Here is a 22,162-nt window from a genome sequence, read left to right as displayed (position 1 = left end):
AATTGCGGCAACACCAGCCGGTAGCGAGCAACGCTTCGCTCGCCCCGGTGGAGACTGGTCAAGCCGGTCTCCGCCGTTCGTGGTATAATGCCGGTCCCCAAACAGTCGCTTTCTTGAGACGACTTAATTGCTCTTGTCTTCTGGGTATCCCCTAACGGGGCAGGCGATCAAACGCGAATTCTGCCCATGTCGATTGACAAAAACTCAACTGACAATTCATGATCGGCCAATGGCCCTTCCCTCACTCAATGGCATGCGCGCTTTCGAGGCCGCCGCTCGCCTCGGCAGCGTAAAGGACGCGGCGGAAGAACTGCATCTGACACCCTCGGCTGTCAGCCGCCACATCCGCGCGCTTGAACGAAATCTTGGCCAGGACCTGTTCGAACGCGGTTTTCGCCAGATAACCCCAACCATCAGGGGCTCCTACTATGCGCGCAGCCTCTCGGAGGCGTTCGAAGCCATCTGGCGCGCCACCGATGACGTCAGCCTCTCCGAGGGGTCGCGCCACGGCAAGATCCAACGTGTCCGGGTCTTGTGCGTGCCCACTGTTCTGAACCTTTGGCTGGCGGACCGGTTGCCGAACTTTCGCCGGTTGCATCCGTCGGTGGATCTGGAGATCTCCACTTCAGGCAAGCGCGCCAACTTCGATTTGGCCATTGTCGACGAGTTCGTCTACAAGGCCGGCCCGGCTTTGACGCTGCTGATCCCGCTGCTTTTGACGCCGGTCTGTGCGCCTTCGCTTTTGGAGGGGCCTGTGCCGCTGCGATCGCCGGCCGATCTGGTCAATCATCATCTGATCCATGAATGCGAAACCATGAGATGGAAGCGTTGGCTGGAGCAGGAAGGCGTTCTGGAAACGACGCCAAAATCCAGCACAACACTGGATGATTGCACCTTGATCATGCGCGAAGCGATCAATGGCGCGGGAATAGCGCTCGCGGACACGATGATGGCGCAAGATTTTCTGCAGCAAGGCAAACTGGTCGCCCCGTTCCGTGCCCGCCACACCTATCCGGCCGGCATTTACCTGCATCAGCGTCGCAGCATCGGCAACAAACCAGGCACCGGCCTGTTTCAGGATTGGCTGCTCGCCGAAGTCGCGGACCACAAGCAGGTGATGGCCATCGCTTAGATGGCCCCCTACCGAAGGTGTCGGCAGCCACCGCTTCAGATTGAAATCCTGGTGTCGAACTTCGAATCATCCGTGCCGGGTTCAGCGATGACCCACCATCGCCTTGCATCGATAATCGCAGTTCTCATTGAATATCTTTAAGGCCAAAGCCGGCAAATAGGTTGCTTGTCGGTTCCCCTGCGGCAGGCTTAACCTGCACGCGGCCAACGCGTGAGGGCGCGTGCTGCAAAAGGGGAACATTGCCATGACGATACAGGGTGCTTCACCTGATCTGTACAACGAGGATCTGGCTCCGGCCAAAGTGCGAAACTGGGGACCATTCTCGATCTTCAACGTCTGGACATCGGACGTCCACAGCCTTTGGGGCTACTATCTTGCCGCCAGTCTGTTCCTGTTTTGCGGCGGCTTCGTCAATTTCATCATCGCCATAGGCATCGGATCGCTGATCATCTATGTGCTGATGAACATGGTCGGCTATGCCGGCGTGAAGACGGGCGTGCCCTACCCCGTGCTTGCCCGCGCCTCTTTCGGCATCTGGGGCGCCAACATACCGGCACTGGTGCGCGCCATCGTCGCCTGCTTCTGGTACGGCGCGCAGACGGCCGCCGCCTCGGGCGCGATCGTGGCGCTGCTGATCCGCACGCAGTGGTTCGCCGATTTCAACGCCAGCACGCATTTCCTCGGCCATACCGGCCTGGAGGTGATCTGCTTCGTGGTCATCTGGGGGCTGCAACTGCTGATCATCCAGAACGGCATGGAAACGGTGCGCCGCTTCCAGGACTGGGCCGGCCCCGCAGTGTGGGTGATGATGCTGATCCTGGCGATCTATCTCTGCGTCAAATCCGGGAGATTTGCCTTCACCAGCGACATCCCGATGGACGTGTTGCTGGACAAGACGAAGGACGCGGGCGTGCCCGGCACGCCCGGCTCGTGGACTTCGCTGTTTGCGGTGGCAGCAATCTGGGTCACCTATTTCTCGGCGCTCTATCTCAACTTCTGCGATTTCGCCCGTTACGCGCCGGACAAGGCATCGCTGCGCAAGGGCAACATCTGGGGCCTGCCGATCAACCTCATCCTGTTCTCGCTGGTCGCCGGCGTCACCACCATTGCCGCCTTTGACGTCTATGGCGAGGTGCTGCTGCATCCCGACCAGATCTCGGCGAAATTCGACAGCTGGTTCCTGGCGGCGCTCGCAGCCCTGACCTTTGCGGTTGCGACCCTGGGCATCAACGTGGTCGCCAATTTCGTCTCGCCGGCCTTCGACTTCTCCAACGTCTTCCCCAGGCAGATCGACTTCAAGAAGGGCGGCTATATCGCGGCCGTCATTGCCCTGCTGCTCTATCCCTTCGCGCCATGGGAAGGCAGTGCCGCTTCCTTCGTCAACATCATCGGCGCGACGATGGGGCCGATCTTCGGGGTGATGATGGTCGACTACTACCTGATCCGGAAGGGTGAGATCGACGTTGAGGCGCTTTACCGCGAAGACGGCGAGTTCCGTTTCCAGGGCGGCTGGCACGTCAATGCATTCATCGCCGCCGGCATCGGCGCCATCTTCTCGTCGATCCTGCCCAACTTCACCAACTGGCTGCCGTCCTGGTGGGGCGTCTATGGCTGGTTCTTCGGCGTGGCGATCGCCGGCATCATCTACTACGTGCTACGCACCGCCGCTTTAGGCGCCGGCGCCAGGACCGCGAAAGCCTGACGGGCGTCATTCGGGGCGGCGCAAAGCCGCCCCGAACTACCCGAGCATCTCGGCCAATCTGCGCACTGTGTTCCAGTTGCGCGACGTGCCCGTGCCCATGCGCTTGTGATTCATTGCCGCGAGCAGCCGCGAGCTTGTCCTCTCGCGTGAAAATACGACCCAGATGTCGCCGCCGACCGAAGTCACTTTTTCATCCTCGCCGGCATAGGCTTGGAGCCCCTTCACGGCCTCCACGGGCGCAGGCTTGCGCATCACCCGTACGGCCACCTGATCGCCTGCTTTAGCCGAATCGGCCGGGAACGGATTGCCGGCGGCAAGCTTCAGCCAGTCCTGGGCACCGCGCACGAGGATATCGACATGGCGGCCGAAGGTTTTTTCAAAGGCTGCCTCCAACCACCGTTCGAGGTCGGCGATATCAGTTGCCGGTGCCTCGAAGACCAGATTGCCCGTCGACACCAGCGTGCGCGGGTTGTTCAGCCCGAGCTCTTCGGCCATAGCCTTGAGGTCGGCCATGACGACCCGGCGGCCCTCGCCCAGGATGATGCTGTAAAGCAGCGCGACATAGGTCTGCATTGCCGCCCGACCTGATCGCTACACCAACCGGCTCTGCTCCACCGCCGCCTCGATGAAACTGGCGAACAGCGGATGCGGGTCGAGCGGCCGGCTTTTCAGTTCCGGATGATATTGCACGCCGATGAACCAGGGGTGGTCTGGATACTCGACCGTCTCCGGCAGCACGCCGTCGGGCGACATGCCGGCAAACACCAGGCCGCAATCTTCGAGCCGCTCCTTGTAGTCGACATTGACCTCGTAGCGGTGGCGATGGCGCTCGAAAATCTGTGTGTCGCCGTAAATCTCGGCGATCTTGGAGCCCTTGGCGAGTTCGGCTTGATAGGCGCCGAGCCGCATCGTGCCGCCGAGATCGCCGGTTTCGCGGCGCTTCTCCAGCATGTTGCCTTTCAGCCATTCGGTCATCAGGCCGACGACCGGTTCCTCGGTCGGACCAAACTCGGTCGAAGACGCATGCTCGACGCCGGCCAGCGACCGCGCGGCCTCGATGCAAGCCATCTGCATGCCGAAGCAGATGCCGAAATACGGCACCTTGCGCTCGCGCGCGAACTTCGCCGCCAGGATCTTGCCTTCGGCACCGCGCTCGCCAAAGCCGCCGGGAACCAGGATGCCATGCACCTTTTCCAGCCATGGCGTCGGATCCTCCTTTTCGAAGATCTCCGATTCGATCCAGTCGAGCTTGACCTTGACGTGGTTGGCCAGGCCGCCATGCGAGAGCGCCTCGATCAGCGATTTGTAGGCATCCTTGAGGCCGGTATATTTGCCGACCACGGCGATGGTGACCTCGCCTTCCGGATTGTGGATGCGGTTGGACACCGCCTGCCAGGGCTCCATGCGCGGCTTCGGCGCCGGATCGATGCCGAAGGCGGCCAGCACTTCCGAATCGAGCCCTTCCTTGTGGTATGCCATCGGCACGTCGTAGATATGCGGCACGTCGAGCGCCTGGATCACAGCGCTCTCGCGGACGTTGCAGAACAGCGACAATTTTCTGCGTTCTTCCTTGGGGATGGCGCGGTCGGCGCGGACCAGCAGGATGTCGGGCGCGATGCCGATGCCGCGCAGCTCCTTGACCGAATGCTGAGTCGGCTTGGTCTTCAGCTCGCCCGCTGTCGGGATGTAGGGCATCAGCGTCAGATGCACGTAAACGGCGTTGTTGCGCGGCAGGTCGTTGCCGAGCTGGCGTATCGCTTCCAGGAACGGCATCGCCTCGATGTCGCCGACCGTGCCGCCGATCTCGCAAAGCACGAAATCATAGTCGTCATTGCCGTTGAGGACGAAATTCTTGATCTCGTCGGTGACGTGCGGAATGACCTGCACGGTTGCGCCGAGATAATCGCCGCGCCGCTCACGCTCGATGATGTTCTTGTAGATGCGGCCGGTGGTGATGTTGTCCTGCTGATTGGCGGAGCGGCCGGTGAAGCGCTCGTAATGGCCAAGATCGAGATCGGTTTCCGCGCCATCATCAGTGACGAAAACCTCGCCATGCTGGTACGGCGACATCGTGCCCGGATCGACATTGAGGTAGGGGTCGAGTTTTTTGATGCGTGCGCGATAGCCTCGCGCCTGCAGGAGAGCCCCAAGGGCCGCTGCGGCTATGCCTTTTCCAAGTGAGGAAACCACGCCGCCTGTGATGAATACATATCGCGCCATGGGAGTCATCGCTTAACGCGGCCGGATTGATTCCGCCAGAGAAAAAACCACCGCGAAGGTTTTTTCCCAAGAAGGCGCTCGGATCGTGAACAGGGCAAAACAAAAGGGCCGGCTGAGCCGGCCCTTTCGGCAGGATGACGAAAACGTCAGATGATAACGACCTTGGTGCCAACCCTGACGCGGCTGTAGAGGTCCATGACGTGCTCGTTGATCATGCGGAAGCAGCCATTCGAGGCGCTGGTTCCGATCGACTGCGGCGCGATGGTGCCGTGGATGCGCAGATGCGTGTCCTTCTTGCCGTCATAGAGGTAGATGGCGCGGGCGCCGAGCGGGTTCTGGCCACCGCCGGGCATGCCGTCCTTGTACTGGCCGTAATGCTTCGGCTCACGCTTCTGCATGTCCAGCGTCGGGATCCAGCGCGGCCATTCCTGCTTGTCGCCGACCGCAACCGTACCCTTGTACTGCAGACCCTCGCGGCCGACCGCAATGGCGTAGCGGCGGGCGGTGGAGGACGATTCGACGAGGTAGAGGCGCCGCGCGCTGGTGTCGATGACGATGGTGCCCGCATCGTAACCGCTGAATTCCACGTCCTGCGGCACGAATTCCGGCTTCACCTTGAACTGCTTCTTGGCTTCCCTCTTGGCGAGCACCTGGTCGAGAGCCCGTGTCTCAGGGAGATAGCTTATCGAAGACCCGGACGAGGTCCCGCCGAAGAGACCGGCGAACAGACCACCGTTGCTCGGCTGCTTCTGGCCGATGACCTCGCTGCGCAGCTCGCCATTGTTGCCGGTCAAGGCGACGTTCATCGCCTCTGCCGGAAGCGGCTCTGCCGATTGGATCGGCGCGATCGGTTCGATAGGCTCGATGATCTTGGCAACCTGCTTCTTGGCCGGCTTGGCATCGGCCACCTCGGTTGCCGGCGCGCTCTTGCCCTTCTTGGCAAGGAACGCCTGCCGTTCAGCGTCGGCCTTGGCCTTGGCCGCCTCGCGCATCGCCAGTTTCCTGGCTTCGAGCGCCTTGGCTTTGGCGGCCTCCTTGTCGGCAACGATCTTGGCCTCGATCTTCTTGATCTGGGCGAGGTCGTCGGGCGTCGGGTTTTTCTTCTTCTTGAGAAGCTTCAATTGCGACGCGTCACTTTTGACGGCGACGTTGATGGCGGAGGTTGTTTCAACCGAAGGCTGTGCGGCCATATTGGCTGGAACGCCAGCGAAAGCGGGGGAACTGATGCCGATTGCGGCACAAAGTCCCAGGAAAATGAAGCTGCGAAGCTGCATGGCGAAGATCCGATCGTTCTATGCTTGTTGCCCACGGCGTCGCCCAGCGCCCCCCAAGGGCGCCGGAAGTGCCGCGCGCAATCTATAGTCGAATAAGCGCGGGGGCCTCAAGCGTGAGGTCGTACCTCACCCAGTCGAATCTTTGTGATCTCGCTGCATTTGCCGCGACTGTGTTCAAACGAGCACAGATCGCGGCTTCAGCCGCCGAAGACTACTGGTTTGGAACCTGCGGGGCCGCCGGCGCGGCGGGAGCGGCGCCATTGGTTGCCGGCGGCGTCGACCCGGCGGCAGGCGCCGTGGCCGGCGCGGTCGCCGGAGCCGCGGCATCGTTGCCTGACGGCGGCGTCGGCGTGGTGGTGCCTGCGGGCGCCGGGGTGGTCGTGCCGGGCAATTGGTTGAGCACGCCTTTGCCTGCACCGTCCGATGTCGCCGGCACGCGGTCGAGGATATCGATCGGCTTCTCGCCGTAGCGGGCGACGATCGACAGGGTCAAGGACGTGGCGAAGAAGGCGGCCGCCAGGATCGCCGTCGCACGCGTCAGCGCATTGGCAGCGCCACGCGCGGTCATGAAGCCGGAGCCGCCACCGATGCCGAGGCCGCCGCCTTCGGAGCGCTGCAGCAGCACCACGCCGACAAGGGCGAGCACAACCATGAGATGGATGACGATCAGTACGGTTTCCATAGTTTATCCTGGCAAGGCCTTGCCCGGCCGCGGACACGACCGGTGAATTGGAGGCGGCTCAATACAATGCTTTGACGGCATTTCCAAGCCCGTGGCCGGAATATGGGAAGCAACCCGTCCTTTGCAACGATTTCGTGCACCGGAAGCCCTGTCCGGCGCAGCGAATGTCTTCAGGCAATATTGCGATAGGCCTCGGCGATGCCGAGAAAATCCGCCGCTTTCAGGCTGGCGCCGCCGACCAGCGCGCCGTCGACATTCCTGACGCCGAGCAATTCGACCGCGTTGGAGGGCTTGACCGAGCCGCCGTAGAGAATGCGCATCTTCGCCGCGACGCCGCCGAGCTTTTCCGACAGCTTTTCGCGGATATGTGCATGTGCTGCCGCCACATCGCCGGCTGTCGGCGTCAGGCCGGTGCCGATCGCCCATACCGGCTCATAGGCAATGATGGTGTTGGACGGGGTGGCGCTTGGCGGGACCGAACCATCGACCTGCCGTGACAGCACATCCAGCGTCGCGCCCGCTTCACGCTGTTCATGCGTTTCGCCGACGCAAATGATGGCAACAAGCCCGGCACGCCATGCGGCGGATGCCTTGGCCTGGACAGTGGCGTCATCCTCGCCGCGTTGCTCGCGGCATTCGGAATGGCCGACGATGACATGGCTCGCACCGGCATCCCTGAGCATTTCCGCCGAGATGCAGCCGGTGTAGGCGCCGCTCTCCTTGGTATGGCAATCCTCACCGCCGGCATGCACCGGCGTGCGTGACAGGATCTCCGCGGCGTGGGCAAGCAGGGTCGCGGGAACGCAAACCAACGCTTCGGTCTCCGCGTCAAGTCCGCTCATGAAGCCGTTGCCGATCATCCGGAGCTCGTTGAGCGAGGCACTGGTGCCGTTCATTTTCCAGTTGCCGGCGACGAGCGGGCGAATTCCTGGCGTCATGGGTTTGCTTCTCCGGATGATATCGGGGCTCTGGCCCTCACTACCAAAATCAGGCCACAAAGCAATCGACAGTGGGCCGGAAGGGCGCTATTGCGCTTGTTTCAGACTCGGCGCATGCGAAAATGCGCATAAATCGGAAGTAAAAATGCTTGGTATATTGAGAAGCGCGGCAGGCACCTGGGTCGCGAAGGGGCTGTTGGTGCTGCTGGTGCTCAGCTTTTTGGTCTGGGGCGTTTCCGGACGGCTGATGGGTGGTTTGGCCGGCCATGATTCGGTCATTACCGCCGGCGGCACCAAAGTGTCGATCAACGAATACCGTCTCGCCTATGATCGCCAGCTCGCTGTCATGTCGCAGCAGTTCGGCCAGCGTCTCAGCCACGAACAGGCAAAGGCACTCGGTGTCGACAACCAGGTGCTGGCGCAACTCGTCTCGGGCGCCGTTCTCGACGAACAGGCCCGCAAGCTGGGCCTCGGACTTTCCAAGGACCGGTTGGCCGAGTTGACGCGCGAAGACCCGGCATTCAAGGGCCCGGGCGGCCAGTTCGACCGCAGAACATTCGAATACATGCTGCAGCAGATTGGCATGCGGCCCGAGGACTATCTGAAGAACCGTGCCCAGGTGGCGGTGCGCCAGCAGATCGTCGAGGCTGTCTCGGATGGCCTCAAGGCTCCGGACACTTTCTTCAAGGCGGTTGCGCTCTATCGCGGCGAGGACCGCACCATCGACTATTTGACGCTGCCCAAGGCACTGGTCGAACCGATCGCGGCACCGTCCGATAGCGTGCTCTTGGCCTATTTCGAAGCCAACAAGAAGACATATGCGGCACCCGAATACCGCAAATTCTCCTATGTCCGCCTTGAACCCGTCGACATCATGGACACGACCGCCGTCACCGACAGCCAGGTCAGCGACGACTACAACAAGAACAAGGCGCGTTACACCACGCCGGAACTGCGCACCGTCGAGCAGCTTGTATTCAAGACGCCGGATGCGGCCAAGGCCGCACTCGATTCGCTCAAGGCCGGCGCCACCTTCGACAAGCTGGTCACGGCGGAAGGCAAGACCCCGGCCGACACGCTGCTCGGCACGCTTGCCAAGGACAAGATTGCCGACAAGGCGGTCGCCGGCGCGGCCTTTTCGCTCAATGCCAATGAGGTCAGCCAGGTCGTGCAAGGTGCCTTCGGCCCGGTGCTGCTGCGCGTCACCGAGATCAAGTCCGAGGTGGTGAAGCCGCTGACCGAAGTGTCCGACCAGATCCGCAAGGACCTGGCGTTGGGCGAGGCAAGCCGCATTCTTCTGGACGTGCGCGACAGTTACGATGACACCCGCGCCGCCGGCAGTTCGCTGGCAGAGGCCGCGGCCAAGCTGAAGCTGAAGATCGTCACCATCGACGCCATCGATCGCAGTGGGCTGCGGCCAGATGCAAGCATCGTCAAGGACCTGCCGCAATCGCCGGAGCTGATCAAAGCGGTCTTCGACGCCGAACCCAACACGGAAAACGATGCCTTGACCACAGCCGACAACGGCTTCGTCTTCTATGAGGTGGCGTCCATCACGCCGGCTCGCGACCGCACGCTGGATGAGGTTCGTCAGAAAGCCGTCACCGACTGGACCGCGGCGGAAACAAGCAAGCGGCTCGCCGCCAAGGCTGACGAGCTGGAAAAGCGGCTCAAGGCCGGCGCAACGCTCGATGTCATCGCCAGCGAACTGAAGCTGGAAAAGCAGACCAAGCGCGGTGTCAAGCGCGAGGCCGACGATGTCGATTTCGGCAAGGAAGGCGCCGCAGCAATGTTCGGCGTTGGCGAAGGCGGTACCGGCCTGATCCCCTCGCCCACCGGCGACGGGCAGATCCTGTACAAGGTCGCCGAAGTGTTCGAGCCCGCCGGAGCCGATGCCAGCTCGGTGCCGGATGACGCACAGAAATCCTTCACCTCCGGCATGTCGGATGATCTGCTCGACCAATTGGTGGCACAGTTGCAGACACAGTACGACGTTCGCATCGACCAGGCCGCCGTCGCCCAAGCCTCGACAAGATGAGCGCGCTGAAAACCCATATCGCCAAGATCGCGACCGGTAGCGCGCTTTCCTTTGAGGAAGCGCGCGAGGCCTTCGACATCATCATGTCGGGTGACGCGACCCCCGGCCAGATCGGCGGTTTCCTGATGGCGCTGCGCGTGCGCGGCGAGACGGTGAGCGAGATTTCCGGCGCCGTCGCAACCATGCGGGCCAAGATGCTGCACGTCGACGCGCCCACCGATGCCGTCGACATCGTCGGTACCGGCGGCGACAATTCTCACAGCGTCAACATTTCGACGGCATCGGCCTTCGTCGTTGCCGGCAGCGGCGTGCCGGTTGCCAAACACGGCAATCGCGGCCTGTCGTCGCTGACAGGGGCAGCCGATGTGCTGGTGGCGCTCGGGGTCAAGATCGACATCTCGCCCGATTTCATTAGCCGTTGCATCCACGAGGCAGGCGTTGGCTTCATGTTCGCGCCCGCGCATCATCCTGCGATGAAGCATGTCGGCCCGACCCGCGTCGAACTCGGCACCCGCACCATATTCAACCTGCTCGGGCCGCTCTCCAATCCGGCCGGCGTCAAGCGGCAGCTGGTCGGTGTGTTCCTGCCGGAATGGATCCTGCCGGTTGCCGAGACACTGAAGGCGCTGGGTGCCGAGCATGTCTGGGTCGCCCATGGCGACGGCTATGACGAGATCACCACCACCGGCGAGACGCAGGTCGCCGAACTGATCGGCGGCGAAATCCGCAGCTTCACGCTGACCCCTGAAGCGGTTGGGCTGGCGCGCCATAGCAAGGATGAGTTGCGCGGCGGCGATGCGGACTACAACGCCAAGGCCTTGCGCGATATGCTGGGCGGCGGCGCCGGCGCCTATCGCGACACCGTGCTGATGAACGCCGGTGCCGGACTGGTTGTGGCCGGCAAGGCGACGACGCTTGGCGACGGCATCGCGGCGGCGGCGCAAGCCATCGATAGCGGCCGTGCCCTGCAAGTGCTCGACAGGCTGGTCGAGATTTCGAACGGATAACGGATAGAGCGTGTCTGACATTCTTCGCAAGATCGAGGCCTACAAGCGCGACGAGATCGCGGCGGCAAAGGCACGCGTGCCGTTGGCCGAAATCAAGGTCCGGGCAAAAGATGCCGACGCACCGCGCGGTTTTCTTGCCGCACTGGAAGCGAAGCGCAAATCCGGCGCCTTCGCGCTGATCGCCGAGATCAAGAAAGCGAGCCCCTCCAAGGGTCTGATCCGTGCCGATTTCGATCCACCGGCTCTGGCGCAGGCCTATGCCAAGGGTGGTGCTGCCTGTCTTTCGGTGCTGACCGATGCACCGTCCTTCCAAGGTGCGCCTGAATTTCTCACCCGGGCGCGAGCCGCCGTCGCGCTGCCGGCGCTGCGCAAGGATTTCCTGTTCGATCCGTATCAGGTCTACGAAGCCCGCGCCTGGGGCGCGGATGCCATCCTGATCATCATGGCCAGCGTCGACGACGCCCTGGCGAGCGAGCTCGAGGCGACGGCGTTCGAACTCGGCATGGATGCACTGGTCGAAGTGCATGACGAGGCCGAGACGCAACGCGCGCTAAAATTGTCGTCGCGGCTGATCGGCATCAACAACCGCAATCTGCGCACATTCGAGACCAGCCTCGACACTTCAGTGCGGCTGGCGACGATGGTTCCGGCCGACCGCTTGCTGGTCAGCGAGAGCGGTATTTTCTCGCATGACGACTGCCTCAGGCTGCAAAAGAGCGACATCGGCACTTTTCTTGTCGGCGAGAGCCTGATGCGGCAACAGGACGTCACCGCGGCGACGCGCCTGCTGCTGACAGGCAAGGCTTTGGCCGGGGCTATCTGACGATGGTATCAGGTCTTACCCATCTCGGCGCGCAGGGCGAGGCCAACATGGTCGATGTCGGCGACAAGGAAGAAACAACGCGCACGGCGATTGCCGAAGGCTTTGTCGCGATGCAGCCCGAGACGCTGAAGATGATCCTCGCCGGCAACGCCAAGAAGGGCGATGTGCTCGGCACAGCGCGCATCGCCGGTATCATGGCGGCGAAGAAGACGCATGAACTGATCCCGCTCTGCCACCCGCTGCTTTTGACCAAGGTTTCCGTCGACATCGAGCCCGACCATGCTTTGCCGGGCCTGAAGGTCACCGCGCTGGCGCGCGTCACCGGCAAGACGGGTGTCGAGATGGAAGCGCTGACCGCCGCTTCGGTGGCCTGCCTGACCATCTACGACATGGCGAAAGCAGTCGACCGCGCTATGGTCATCACCGGCATCCGCCTGGTCGAAAAGACGGGTGGCAAGTCGGGTGACTACAAGGCGAGCGCCTGATGGCGCTGGTTCCTATCGCGGAGGCGCTTGAACGCCTGCTCGATGGTGCGGCACCTCTAGCCGGCGAAAGCGTTCCTCTGTTCGAGGCGGTGGATCGTGTTCTGGCGGAACCGGTCGTTGCTCTTCGCACCCAGCCGCCTTTCAATGCTTCCGCCATGGACGGCTATGCGGCGCGCGCCGCCGACGTCACGTCGGTCCCATCCAGGCTGTCGGTGATCGGCATGGCGCCGGCTGGACGTGGCTTCGACGGCACGGTCGGCCAGACGCAGGCCGTGCGCATCTTCACCGGCGCGCCGCTGCCCGAAGGCGCCGACACCATCGTCATCCAGGAGAATGTCCGCGACCTCGGCGGCGGCGAAATCGAAGTGACCGAGCCGACGGCGCAATGGCGCAATATCCGCCGCATCGGGCTCGATTTTTCAACAGGCGACATGCTGCTGGAAAAAGGCCGCTTACTCGACCCGGCGGCACTGTCGCTGGCAGCATCGGCCAACCATCCTCGGGTCAGCGTGGTGAAACGGCCGCTGGTCGCCATCGTCGCCACCGGCGACGAATTGCTGCCGCCGGGCAGTGATCTCGGCCCGGATCAGATCATCTCATCGAATGCCTATGGCGTCGCTGCCACCGCACACTCGGTCGGCGCCCGCGCGCTCGATCTCGGCATTGCCGCCGATCGCAAGGAGGCTATCGCTGCCCTGATCAGACAAGCGGTCGCGGCCGGTGCGGATGTCATCGTGACGCTTGGTGGCGCCTCGGTCGGCGATCACGACCTGATCCACGACGTGCTGACCGGCGAAGGCATGACGCTCGGCTTCTGGAAGATCGCCATGCGCCCCGGCAAGCCCCTGATGTTCGGCCGCCTCGGCGACATCAGGTGCATCGGCCTGCCCGGCAATCCGGTGGCAAGCCTGGTCTGCTCGCAGTTGTTCCTGAAGCCGCTGCTGGCGCGGCTCGGCGGCCGCAATCATCGCCAGGACGTTCGCCAAGCGCGATTGGGCGCCGCAATGCCGGCCAATGATTTGCGCCAGGACTATGTCCGAGCCGTGGTCAGGGAAGATGACGGCGTACCGGTGGCGACGCCGTTCGGTATCCAGGATTCCTCGATGCTGAGAATGCTGGCCGACGCCAACGGGCTGATCGTGCGGGCGCCGTTTGCCCCTGCAGCAGCTGCTGGCGAGGCTTGCAGCGTTTTGATGCTGCGCTGAGGAATCCCAGACAAGCCACTCATAACAGACGAGAAAGTGATCCCGGCTCTAGTTCGAGATCAAGCTCTGCGTCAGCGGATGCGCCGGGTCGGCAAGGCCGTCGACAATGCTGTAATGATGCCGGTCGGGCTCGACCACGACGCTGGTGGTGGCGCCGAGGCCGGTCCAGATGTTGGCAAGCAGCGCATTCTGGCGCAGGAATTCGGCGCGCTCGCCGCCACCGGCCCAACAGGTGATGCGGGCGCCATTTATCGGGCGCAGCAGCGCCGGGCTTTCAGCCAGCGCCTCCTCTTCGTCGATTGCCAGTTCCTTGTTCATGCCGGTGCGCATGATCGGACGCAGGTCATGCAAGCCTGAAATCGAAACGACGTGGCGTATGCGCCGCGCCACATCGGCAGCCAACGGCGTGGTTGTCGTCACCATCCGGGTGGCGAGATGGCCGCCGGCCGAATGTCCGGTCAGCATCAGCGGTCCGTCGACCATTGCCGCTGCCTCGCCGATTGCCGCCCCAATCTCCCTGACGATGCCGGCGATGCGTATGTCCGGGCACAGCGTGTAGGACGGCATCGCAACGGCAAAACCGTTGCTGACCGCGCCATTGGCAAGGTGAGACCACAAACTCTTGTCGGTCTCCAGCCAGTAACCGCCATGGATAATCGCCACCAGCCCTTTGGGCGCGGCACTAGGAATGAAAAGATCGAGCCGATTGCGCGGCCCTTCGCCATAGGCGATGTCGAGCCGTGCCCGGCCCTGCGCCGACAGCGCATCACGGAATGCTTGCGCCGGCTTCGCCCATGCGGCCGGCCAGCGATCACTGCCGGCGATATTCGCACCGTTGGCATAGGCATCATCCCAATCGACGATGTGACGTTCGAACATCTGCGCCCTTCCCCAAGACGGCATCGCTACTTGCTAGCAATGGCCACCGCCATGCCATGCGTCAATGCCCTGAGCAAAAACATTTTAGGCTTGAAACAAATTTCGACTGGTGCGATCCTGCCCCAACGAACAGCCGACAATGGGAGGTCTGCTGTGCTGCCCGAACCTGCAGATGTTCACCCTTTCTGGGCGCATCTCAGCAGGTGCGATGGGTAGTACGAAGCTTCCTCAGAGCAGGACCTTAGGATCCACCACAGCCAGCCAAGGCGCGTCGCGCACTGGCCAGGCAGCAGACGGGAGAGCGGCGACATGCTTGGGCCTTCAGCGCATATCGACACGTTCACGCGCGATCACCTGCCGCCGCCGGAGCAATGGCCTGAAATCCTGCTCGACGGCTTCGACTATCCCGAACGCCTCAACGCCGGTGTCGAACTGACCGACAGGCTGGTCGAAAAAGGTCTCGGCGACCACACCGCCCTCATCGGCAATGGCCGCCGCCGCACCTACAAGGAACTATCCGACTGGACGAACAGGCTGGCCCACGCGCTGGTCGAGAATTACGGAGTCAAGCCGGGCAACCGGGTGCTGATCCGCTCGGCCAACAACCCCGCCATGGTCGCCTGCTGGCTGGCCGCCACCAAGGTCGGAGCCGTGGTCGTCAACACCATGCCGATGCTGCGCGCCGGCGAACTCGCCAAGATCGTCGACAAGGCCGAGATCACCGTCGCGCTCTGCGACACCAGGCTGATGGACGAGATGACCGTGTGCGCCAAGGACAGCGCATTCCTCAAGCAGGTCATCGGTTTCGACGGCACCGCCAACCATGATGCTGAACTCGATCGTGCCGCTCTCGACAAGCCGGTAACGTTCACCGCAGTTGACACCGGCCGCGACGATGTCGCGCTGCTCGGCTTCACCTCGGGCACGACAGGCGTTCCGAAGGCGACGATGCATTTCCACCGCGACCTGCTGATCATCGCCGACGCCTATGCTCGCGAAATCCTGGAGGTGACGCCGGACGACATCTTCGTCGGCTCGCCGCCGCTGGCCTTCACCTTCGGCCTTGGCGGGCTCGCTATCTTTCCGCTGCGCTTCGGTGCGGCGGCGACGCTTCTGGAGCAGGCGACGCCACCCAACATGATCCACATCATCGAGACCTACAAAGCGACGATCTCCTTCACCGCGCCGACCGCCTACCGCGCTATGCTGAAGGCCATGGATGAAGGAGCCGATTTGTCGTCGCTGCGCGTTGCCGTTTCGGCCGGCGAAACCTTGCCCGCTCCGGTTTTCGAAGAGTGGACGAAAAAGACCGGCAAGCCGATCCTCGACGGCATCGGCGCCACCGAAATGCTGCACATCTTCATCTCCAACCGCTTCGATGACATGAGGCCTGCGTCGACCGGCAAGCCGGTGGGCGGCTACGAGGCGCGCATCCTCGACGACGAGATGCGCGAGGTGCCGCGCGGCACGACCGGCAGGCTGGCGGTGCGCGGCCCGACCGGCTGCCGCTACATGGCCGATGACAGGCAGAAGGAATATGTGCGCGACGGCTGGAACCTCACCGGCGACACCTTCACGCAGGACGAGGACGGCTTCTTCCATTTCGCCGCACGCTCCGACGACATGATCGTCAGCGCCGGCTACAACATCGCCGGTCCCGAGGTCGAGGCGGCGCTGCTGGCGCATCCGGACGTCGCCGAATGCGCGGTGATCGGTGCAGAGGACGCCGAACGCGGCCAGATCGTCGAGGCGCATGTCGTGCTGGTGCAGGGCGTCGCGCCCGACGCCCTCACCATCAAGCGCCTGCAGGACCATGTCAAGGCAACGATCGCGCCCTATAAATATCCGCGATCGGTAAAATTCATCGCCGCTCTGCCCAAGACCCAGACCGGAAAGATCCAGCGCTTCCGGCTGCGCACGGAGAAAATCAATTGAGCGAGCCATACGATCCGGCGTCCGAAGGCGCCCAGATGTCGTTCAAGGAGCGCATGTCCTACAGCGACTATCTGCACCTGGAGAAAGTGCTGGAGGCCCAGACGCCGCTGTCATCGGCGCATGACGAGATGCTGTTCATCATCCAGCATCAGACCTCCGAGCTCTGGATGAAGCTCGCTCTGCACGAGATCGGCGCCGCGATCCGCTCGATCCGCGCCGACCGGCTCGAGCCGAGCTTCAAGATGCTGTCGCGCGTTGCGCGCATCTTCGAGCAGCTGAACAATGCCTGGGACGTGCTGCGGACGATGACGCCCAGCGAATACACCGAGTTCCGCGACGCGCTCGGCCAGTCCTCGGGTTTCCAGTCCTGGCAGTATCGCGCCATCGAGTTCATGGCCGGCAACCGAAACCTGGCAATGCTCGGGCCGCACAAGCATCGGCCCGACCTGAGCGGGAAGCTGGAAGCGATCCTGGCCGAGCCGTCGCTCTATGACGAGGCACTGCTGCTTTTGGCGCGCAACGGATTCGACATCGGTGCCGATGCCAGGCGCACGGACTGGCGTGAGACGCGAACCGAGAATGAAGAGGTGCTGGTCGCCTGGCAGACCATCTACCGCGATCCGCAGCGCTACTGGATGTTCTACGAACTGGCCGAGAAGCTGGTCGACTTCGAGGACTACTTCCGCCGCTGGCGCTTCAACCACGTCACCACGGTGGAGCGCATCATCGGCCTGAAACGCGGCACCGGCGGCACGTCGGGTGCTTCGTATCTGAAGAAAATGCTCGAGGTCGTGCTGTTCCCGGAGCTGTGGACGGTCCGCACCCGGCTCTGACGTCGAAATGAAAACAGGCACACCGAGGGGACGCGCTGTGGCGGAAAACCCTTCGCGAACAACCGGGGACTGACCGACCATGAGTGGAATTCCTGATCTCGCCGCAGTCGAAGCGATGGATGCCACGGATCCGCTGCGGGCCATGCGCGACCGTTTCATTCTGCCGGAGGGGATGATCTATCTCGACGGCAATTCACTGGGGGCAGCGTCTCATGCCGTTTTCAGCGAGCTGCAGCAGGCGGCGACCCAAGAATGGGCCCAGGATCTCATCCGAGCTTGGAACACGGCCGGATGGTTCGAGATGCCAATCGAACTCGGCGACCAGCTCGGACGCCTGATAGGAGCCGCGGCCGGCCAGACCGTTGTCTGCGACACGACATCGACCAACATCTACAAGGTGCTGCACGCGGCGATGGAGATGCGGCCCGGCCGGTCGGCCATCGTCGCCGAAGGTGACAGTTTTCCCACCGACCTGTACATCGCCGAAGGCGTGGCCTCGACCCGGGATGGCGTCCTGCTGCGCCTCGCGGGTGTCGACGCGCCGACCATCGAAGAGCTGATCGACGAAAACGTCGCGGTGGTGCTGGTCAATCACGTCAATTACAAATCGGGTGAACTGCGCGACATGGCGGCGCTGACGCGCAAAGCTCATGCGGCCGGAGCGCTGATCGTCTGGGATCTTTGCCACACCGCCGGCGCCCTGCCCGTCGAGCTCGATCACGCAAATGCCGATTTCGCCATCGGCTGCACCTACAAGTACCTCAACGGCGGTCCGGGCGCACCGGCCTTCATCTATGCCGCGCAGCGCCACCACGGCGATATCAGCCAGCCGCTCAGCGGCTGGTGGGGCCATGCGCGGCCCTTTGCCTTCGAACGGGGTTATGTTGCCGGCACCGGCATCCGCCGCTTTTTGTGCGGCACTCAGCCGATCCTGTCGATGCGGGCGCTCAGAGGCGCGCTTGCCATCTGGAATGACGTCGACATGGCGGCATTGCGAAAGAAGAGTGTCGCGTTGACAGAACTGTTCATCCAGCTCGTCGAAGCCAGGTGCGGCGCCTACGGTCTCACGCTGGAGACCACCCGCGACGCGACCAGGCGCGGCAGCCAGGTGTCGTTCCTTCACGATCACGGCTATCAAATCATGCGGGCGCTGATCGAGCGCGGCGTCATCGGTGATTTTCGTGCGCCATCGACCATCCGTTTCGGCTTCACGCCGCTCTATGTCGGCTACAAGGATGTGTGGCTGGCGGTTGAGGTGCTGGAGGATATTCTGCGCACGGGCGCATGGAAGGACCGCCGTTTCGCGGTCAAGGAAGCCGTTACCTGACGCAACGATCCCCGCGATCCACCGCCGCCGCCCTCACTGCCTTGGCAGATGACGGAGGGCTGAATTTCCAGCCACAAATGCCAACAGACGTTGGCGTTTTGGCTCCGTTTCGTTCACGGCAAACGAACGTCCCGAAGATTGATATCGTCCTTTGTGGAGGTCGATAGACTAATAATGCCAAGCCTTGGGTCGAGGATGAGCCACAGGTCATTAACCATAATAATTTCAATGTGAGCAGGCGCATCGCCGTGCCTAGCGCCTGTTGATCGCGACCCGCTGGCAAGCGCCAAATAATTTCAGCAGCCTTAACAAATTCATTAAACTTTAAACGGTTGCAGAACACAACTGGAACAGATAGGGTTTGTTCTGGGTTTGTTTTTCGATTCTGGTTTCAGGTAACCTGGGGGCCGCCATGCTGACGCGCAAGCAACATGAACTGCTGATGTTCATCCATGAACGCCTGAAGGAGAGCGGCATTCCGCCATCCTTCGACGAGATGAAGGAGGCGCTTGACCTTGCCTCCAAATCCGGGATTCATCGGCTGATCACCGCACTTGAGGAGCGCGGCTTTATTCGCCGGTTGCCCAACCGGGCACGCGCGCTGGAAGTGCTGCGATTGCCGGACTCGATCGCGCCCGGTCTCAACGCGGCAAAGAAGTTTTCGCCAAGCGTCATCCAGGGCAGTCTCGGTCAGGGTGGCGCCCTTGGCCGGCAGATCAAGCCGGCGCCTTCGCGGATGCCCTCGCCCGGCAATGATGACGATGCGGTCTCCGCCGTGTCGATCCCGGTCATGGGCCGTATCGCTGCCGGTGTGCCGATCGATGCCATCCAGCATCAGACGCATTCGATCTCGGTGCCGCCGGACATGATCATGGGCGGCGCCCACTATGCGCTGGAGGTCAAGGGAGACTCGATGATCGAGGCCGGTATCTTCGACGGCGACACCGTCATCATCCGCAATGCCGACACGGCGAGCCCCGGCGAGATCATCGTGGCGCTGGTCGATGAAGAGGAAGCGACGCTGAAGCGGTTCCGCCGCAAGGGCGCTTCGATTGCTCTCGAAGCCGCCAATCCGGCCTATGAAACCCGTATTTTCGGCCCGGACAGGGTCAAGGTGCAAGGCAAGCTCGTCGGCCTGATCCGCCGCTACTGAGGCGGCTGTGGGTTGGCCGCTGGCTTCTCCGGTTTCTTGAAGGGTGCCAGCCCCCTTGCCTCACGAGAGTATTTGCGTTGCGTGTGCCAGGGCCGATATGGGCTGTCCACCGCGAAGCTGATCGTCGCCGGCGTGGTCGCCGATTGGCGATCGAAGAAGACCGCGGCACTGCCTTTGCGAGCCAGTTGCCGCTTGGTGATGACGAGAACCAGCGGATTGTGACAGGCGTCATACGCGGTGGCGTCATTGATGACGATCAGCTCGGCGAAGCCGCAGGCTTTCCAGGCGTCCTTGCGGTCCTCGACATAGGCAATGATCGCACCGGACATGTGCCTGGCCACGCAAACGCCTGAGGAGCAATAGAACGGCGATCCCAGCGGCAGATCAACGGCATCCGCGACATCGAATTGCCCATCGCTGTTGTCGAACACCTCCGGCACGACGATGGTTTCTGATGTCAGGGCGCGTTTCCAGTTGTCGACGGTGAATTCGTTCGGCCGTTCCCGGCTGACGGCAAGCTCGCCGCCACCGATCGGCAACGCCACCAGCCGGGCGTCTTCCGAGATTAGCACATCCGGCGTGCGCGTATCCGAGACGGTCAGCAAGCCTGCCAGCGCGAATGGCAGAGCAGCGAGCCGCAGCCAAGTTGTCGCCATTGTCGCGATGACCAGGGCAATTGCCACCAACAGGACCGACTGCTGCGAAATCAGCCCGACCCCATCGACAGGCGAACGCTCGGAGATCCAGCCTGATATGGCGATCATCATCGTCAGGCCCTTACCCATCAGGTAGAGAGCCGGCCAATCCAATCCGAAAGGCATCAACAGCGCGCTGGCGACGGCCAGGAACATGACGACGGTGACGATCGGCATTACCGCGAGATTGGCAAACAGGCTGAGCGGCGAGACACGCTGAAAATGCCAGATGGCAAACAGCGTCGTCGCGCTTCCCGCGATGATCGAGGTCATGGCAAGGCCGGTTGCCGCCAGCAGGAATTTTCGCGTCAGGAAACCGGGCACGGATCGCTTTGGCGGCGGCGGTCTTGCTTTTCCCGCGCGGTGATCCGCCCAGCCGGCATAGGCGCCGACCAGAGCCGCGGTCGCGGCGAACGACATCTGAAAACTCGGGCCGACCACCTCATGCGGCGACACCACGATGACGGCGATCGCCGAGATCGCCAGATTGCGCATGGTGAGTGCTGCTCGATCGAACAGCACGGCAATCAGCATCACCGCCAGCATGATGAAGCTGCGCTCGGCGGCAACGACGACTCCCGAGATGATGAGATAGGCCGCGATCGAGAACAGTGCGGCGGCGGCGGCATACTTCTTGACCGGGCGACGCGCGGAAAAGTCGGGAAACAAGGCGAAGGCGCCGCGCAGCAAACCCATGATGGTGCCTGCGACCAGAGCCATGTGCAGTCCCGAAATGGAGATGATGTGGTAGATGCCGGTACGTCGCATCGCCTCATTGATGTCATCGGGAATGCCGGCGCGCACGCCGACGATCAGCGCCGCGGCGATCTCGCCTTCGGCGCCGCCGACGCTCGCCCTGATATGGTCGGCGATGCCTTCACGGGCATTTTCCACGCTAGAGGAAATTCGGGCCGGCAGCGGCATGTCGCCGTCATCGTTGACGACAAGCTTTGGATTGCCGAGAAAGAACCCGCTGCCACCGATGCCGGCAAAGTAGCTGTCGAAGGAGAAGTCATAGCTGTCCGGCCGCACCGGCCCGGTCGGCGGCAAGAGCTTGGCATATCCGGTGATGAGGGAGCCGGCGGTCACGTCAGCCGGGATCTTGCGTGCCGAAAGCCGCACCCGTTCCGGCGCATAGCGCAGTTTCGGTCTTGCGGTCGATGTCACGTCGATGGTCAGCCGGATACGGCCGGTTTCCATCCGGTCGAGCGAGACGACGCGGCCGGTGACTTGCGTCGAAATTTCCGAGCCCAACATTTGTGTGCCCGCACGCCACGTCTCGACCTTGGCAGCAAGCAGTCCTAGGGCGCACAAAAGTGCCGCCATGAAACACAGATGGGTCTTCGGCCATGAACGCGAGACCAGCGCACAGATCCCCGTCAGAATGACAACCGCGACAGGTCTCGCAAAGTCAGGCTCCGCCGCCAGCGAAAAATAGCCGATCGCTCCGATCGCCAGGCAGACCGGCACCAGCAGGAAGGCCACGCCCCGGTCGAGTTCCAGGCTCGCCGCCGTGTTCACGCTGTGGCGCAGGCGAGGCAGTGATGTCAGGCTGATTTGCCGGCGCACGCGAACGATCCTGCCGGTTTCGGCAACAGGAACAGAGGCGGCGACATCCGCTTGTAACGGCGCTTGGCCGGGATCCGGCAGGAGGGGCGACGGCAATGGCAGAGGCGCAAAGAGGGACCGTTCGCTGACGCCGATGGCAGCGTCCTCGCCCTGATCCGAGCCCCAGCCTCGTCCAGCCATCGGGTCTGCCCCTTGCGCCCTCGACACCCTATGCTACATGAACGCCGGGCGCGCGAAAGTCCGCGCAACCGCACCCCGCTTCAGA

18 protein-coding genes are annotated in these 22,162 nt (G+C 62.8%); 11 read left to right on the top strand and 7 right to left on the bottom strand.

Features of this window, described 5'->3' with window-relative positions:
• The first annotated feature begins 229 nt into the window (after nt 1-229).
• On the top strand, nt 230-1,132 hold the full coding sequence (locus NKI21_RS12855) for a LysR substrate-binding domain-containing protein (protein ID WP_024503328.1): 903 nt from the start codon (nt 230-232) through the stop codon (nt 1,130-1,132).
• A gap of 244 nt (nt 1,133-1,376) precedes the next feature.
• Nucleotides 1,377-2,834, top strand: a complete 1,458-nt coding sequence (locus NKI21_RS12850; RefSeq protein ID WP_352442409.1) for an NCS1 family nucleobase:cation symporter-1 — start codon at nt 1,377-1,379, stop codon at nt 2,832-2,834.
• 36 nt (nt 2,835-2,870) lie between these two features.
• Here NKI21_RS12850 and NKI21_RS12845 read toward each other — a convergent pair whose 3' ends face one another.
• The 5 genes from NKI21_RS12845 to tpiA form a co-directional block, all read right to left on the bottom strand.
• Nucleotides 2,871-3,407 (bottom strand): DUF1697 domain-containing protein, encoded by a 537-nt coding sequence (locus NKI21_RS12845; RefSeq protein ID WP_352442408.1) that lies wholly within the window; start codon nt 3,405-3,407, stop codon nt 2,871-2,873.
• Nucleotides 3,408-3,425: 18 nt separating this feature from the next.
• Nucleotides 3,426-5,063, bottom strand: a complete 1,638-nt coding sequence (gene pyrG / locus NKI21_RS12840) for a CTP synthase (protein ID WP_352442407.1) — start codon at nt 5,061-5,063, stop codon at nt 3,426-3,428.
• 137 nt (nt 5,064-5,200) lie between these two features.
• Nucleotides 5,201-6,328 (bottom strand): L,D-transpeptidase, encoded by a 1,128-nt coding sequence (locus tag NKI21_RS12835; protein WP_352442406.1) that lies wholly within the window; start codon nt 6,326-6,328, stop codon nt 5,201-5,203.
• Between the two features lie 211 nt (nt 6,329-6,539).
• Entirely contained in the window at nt 6,540-7,010 is a 471-nt protein-coding gene (secG, locus tag NKI21_RS12830; RefSeq protein WP_128303636.1) for a preprotein translocase subunit SecG, read from the bottom strand.
• A gap of 170 nt (nt 7,011-7,180) precedes the next feature.
• Entirely contained in the window at nt 7,181-7,948 is a 768-nt protein-coding gene (gene tpiA, locus NKI21_RS12825; protein WP_023812909.1) for a triose-phosphate isomerase, read from the bottom strand.
• 145 nt (nt 7,949-8,093) lie between these two features.
• Between tpiA and NKI21_RS12820 the strand changes: the two genes are divergently transcribed.
• Genes NKI21_RS12820 through NKI21_RS12800 form a run of 5 tightly spaced genes read left to right on the top strand, consistent with a single transcriptional unit; the run spans nt 8,094 to nt 13,506 of the window.
• The gene (locus tag NKI21_RS12820; RefSeq protein WP_352442405.1) at nt 8,094-9,986 is read left to right on the top strand and encodes a SurA N-terminal domain-containing protein; all 1,893 of its coding nucleotides are present in this window, start codon (nt 8,094-8,096) and stop codon (nt 9,984-9,986) included.
• A complete protein-coding gene (gene trpD, locus NKI21_RS12815) occupies nt 9,983-10,993 on the top strand; it encodes an anthranilate phosphoribosyltransferase (RefSeq protein ID WP_023812911.1) in 1,011 nt (336 codons plus the stop codon). Before NKI21_RS12820 ends, trpD begins: the two co-directional genes overlap by 4 nt.
• 10 nt (nt 10,994-11,003) lie before the next feature.
• Complete coding sequence (gene trpC, locus NKI21_RS12810; RefSeq protein WP_023812912.1) at nt 11,004-11,816, top strand: indole-3-glycerol phosphate synthase TrpC; 813 nt, start codon at nt 11,004-11,006, stop codon at nt 11,814-11,816.
• Between the two features lie 2 nt (nt 11,817-11,818).
• The gene (moaC, locus tag NKI21_RS12805; RefSeq protein ID WP_023812913.1) at nt 11,819-12,301 is read left to right on the top strand and encodes a cyclic pyranopterin monophosphate synthase MoaC; all 483 of its coding nucleotides are present in this window, start codon (nt 11,819-11,821) and stop codon (nt 12,299-12,301) included.
• Nucleotides 12,301-13,506: a molybdopterin molybdotransferase MoeA gene (locus tag NKI21_RS12800; protein ID WP_023812914.1), complete on the top strand. Its 1,206-nt coding sequence runs from the start codon at nt 12,301-12,303 to the stop codon at nt 13,504-13,506. The genes moaC and NKI21_RS12800 overlap by 1 nt, the downstream gene beginning before the upstream one ends.
• A gap of 48 nt (nt 13,507-13,554) precedes the next feature.
• Here the strand turns inward: NKI21_RS12800 and NKI21_RS12795 are convergent, their stop codons facing one another.
• Nucleotides 13,555-14,385 (bottom strand): hormone-sensitive lipase, encoded by an 831-nt coding sequence (locus NKI21_RS12795; RefSeq protein WP_023812915.1) that lies wholly within the window; start codon nt 14,383-14,385, stop codon nt 13,555-13,557.
• 309 nt (nt 14,386-14,694) lie between these two features.
• On the opposite strand from NKI21_RS12795, the gene NKI21_RS12790 reads away from it, so the two are divergent.
• From NKI21_RS12790 to lexA, 4 genes are all read left to right on the top strand, one after another.
• Nucleotides 14,695-16,320 carry an AMP-binding protein gene (locus NKI21_RS12790; RefSeq protein ID WP_352865816.1) on the top strand — a complete coding sequence of 542 codons (1,626 nt, stop codon included), beginning with the start codon at nt 14,695-14,697 and terminating at the stop codon, nt 16,318-16,320.
• A complete protein-coding gene (kynA, locus tag NKI21_RS12785) occupies nt 16,317-17,153 on the top strand; it encodes a tryptophan 2,3-dioxygenase (protein WP_027036649.1) in 837 nt (278 codons plus the stop codon). The genes NKI21_RS12790 and kynA overlap by 4 nt, the downstream gene beginning before the upstream one ends.
• 79 nt (nt 17,154-17,232) lie before the next feature.
• A complete protein-coding gene (gene kynU, locus NKI21_RS12780; protein ID WP_352631554.1) occupies nt 17,233-18,480 on the top strand; it encodes a kynureninase in 1,248 nt (415 codons plus the stop codon).
• A 412-nt stretch (nt 18,481-18,892) separates the two neighbouring features.
• Entirely contained in the window at nt 18,893-19,633 is a 741-nt protein-coding gene (gene lexA / locus NKI21_RS12775) for a transcriptional repressor LexA (RefSeq protein ID WP_013531746.1), read from the top strand.
• Here the strand turns inward: lexA and NKI21_RS12770 are convergent.
• Nucleotides 19,627-22,077, bottom strand: coding sequence for a ComEC/Rec2 family competence protein (locus NKI21_RS12770; RefSeq protein ID WP_352865811.1), 2,451 nt, complete (start codon nt 22,075-22,077; stop codon nt 19,627-19,629). The genes lexA and NKI21_RS12770 overlap by 7 nt on opposite strands.
• Nucleotides 22,078-22,162: the final 85 nt, after the last annotated feature.

Source organism: Mesorhizobium sp. M0715 (assembly GCF_040320355.1).
Taxonomy (GTDB): Bacteria; Pseudomonadota; Alphaproteobacteria; order Rhizobiales; family Rhizobiaceae; genus Mesorhizobium.
Note: the sequence above shows the minus strand (reverse complement) of the source record. Positions and strands in the feature narration are given on the sequence as shown.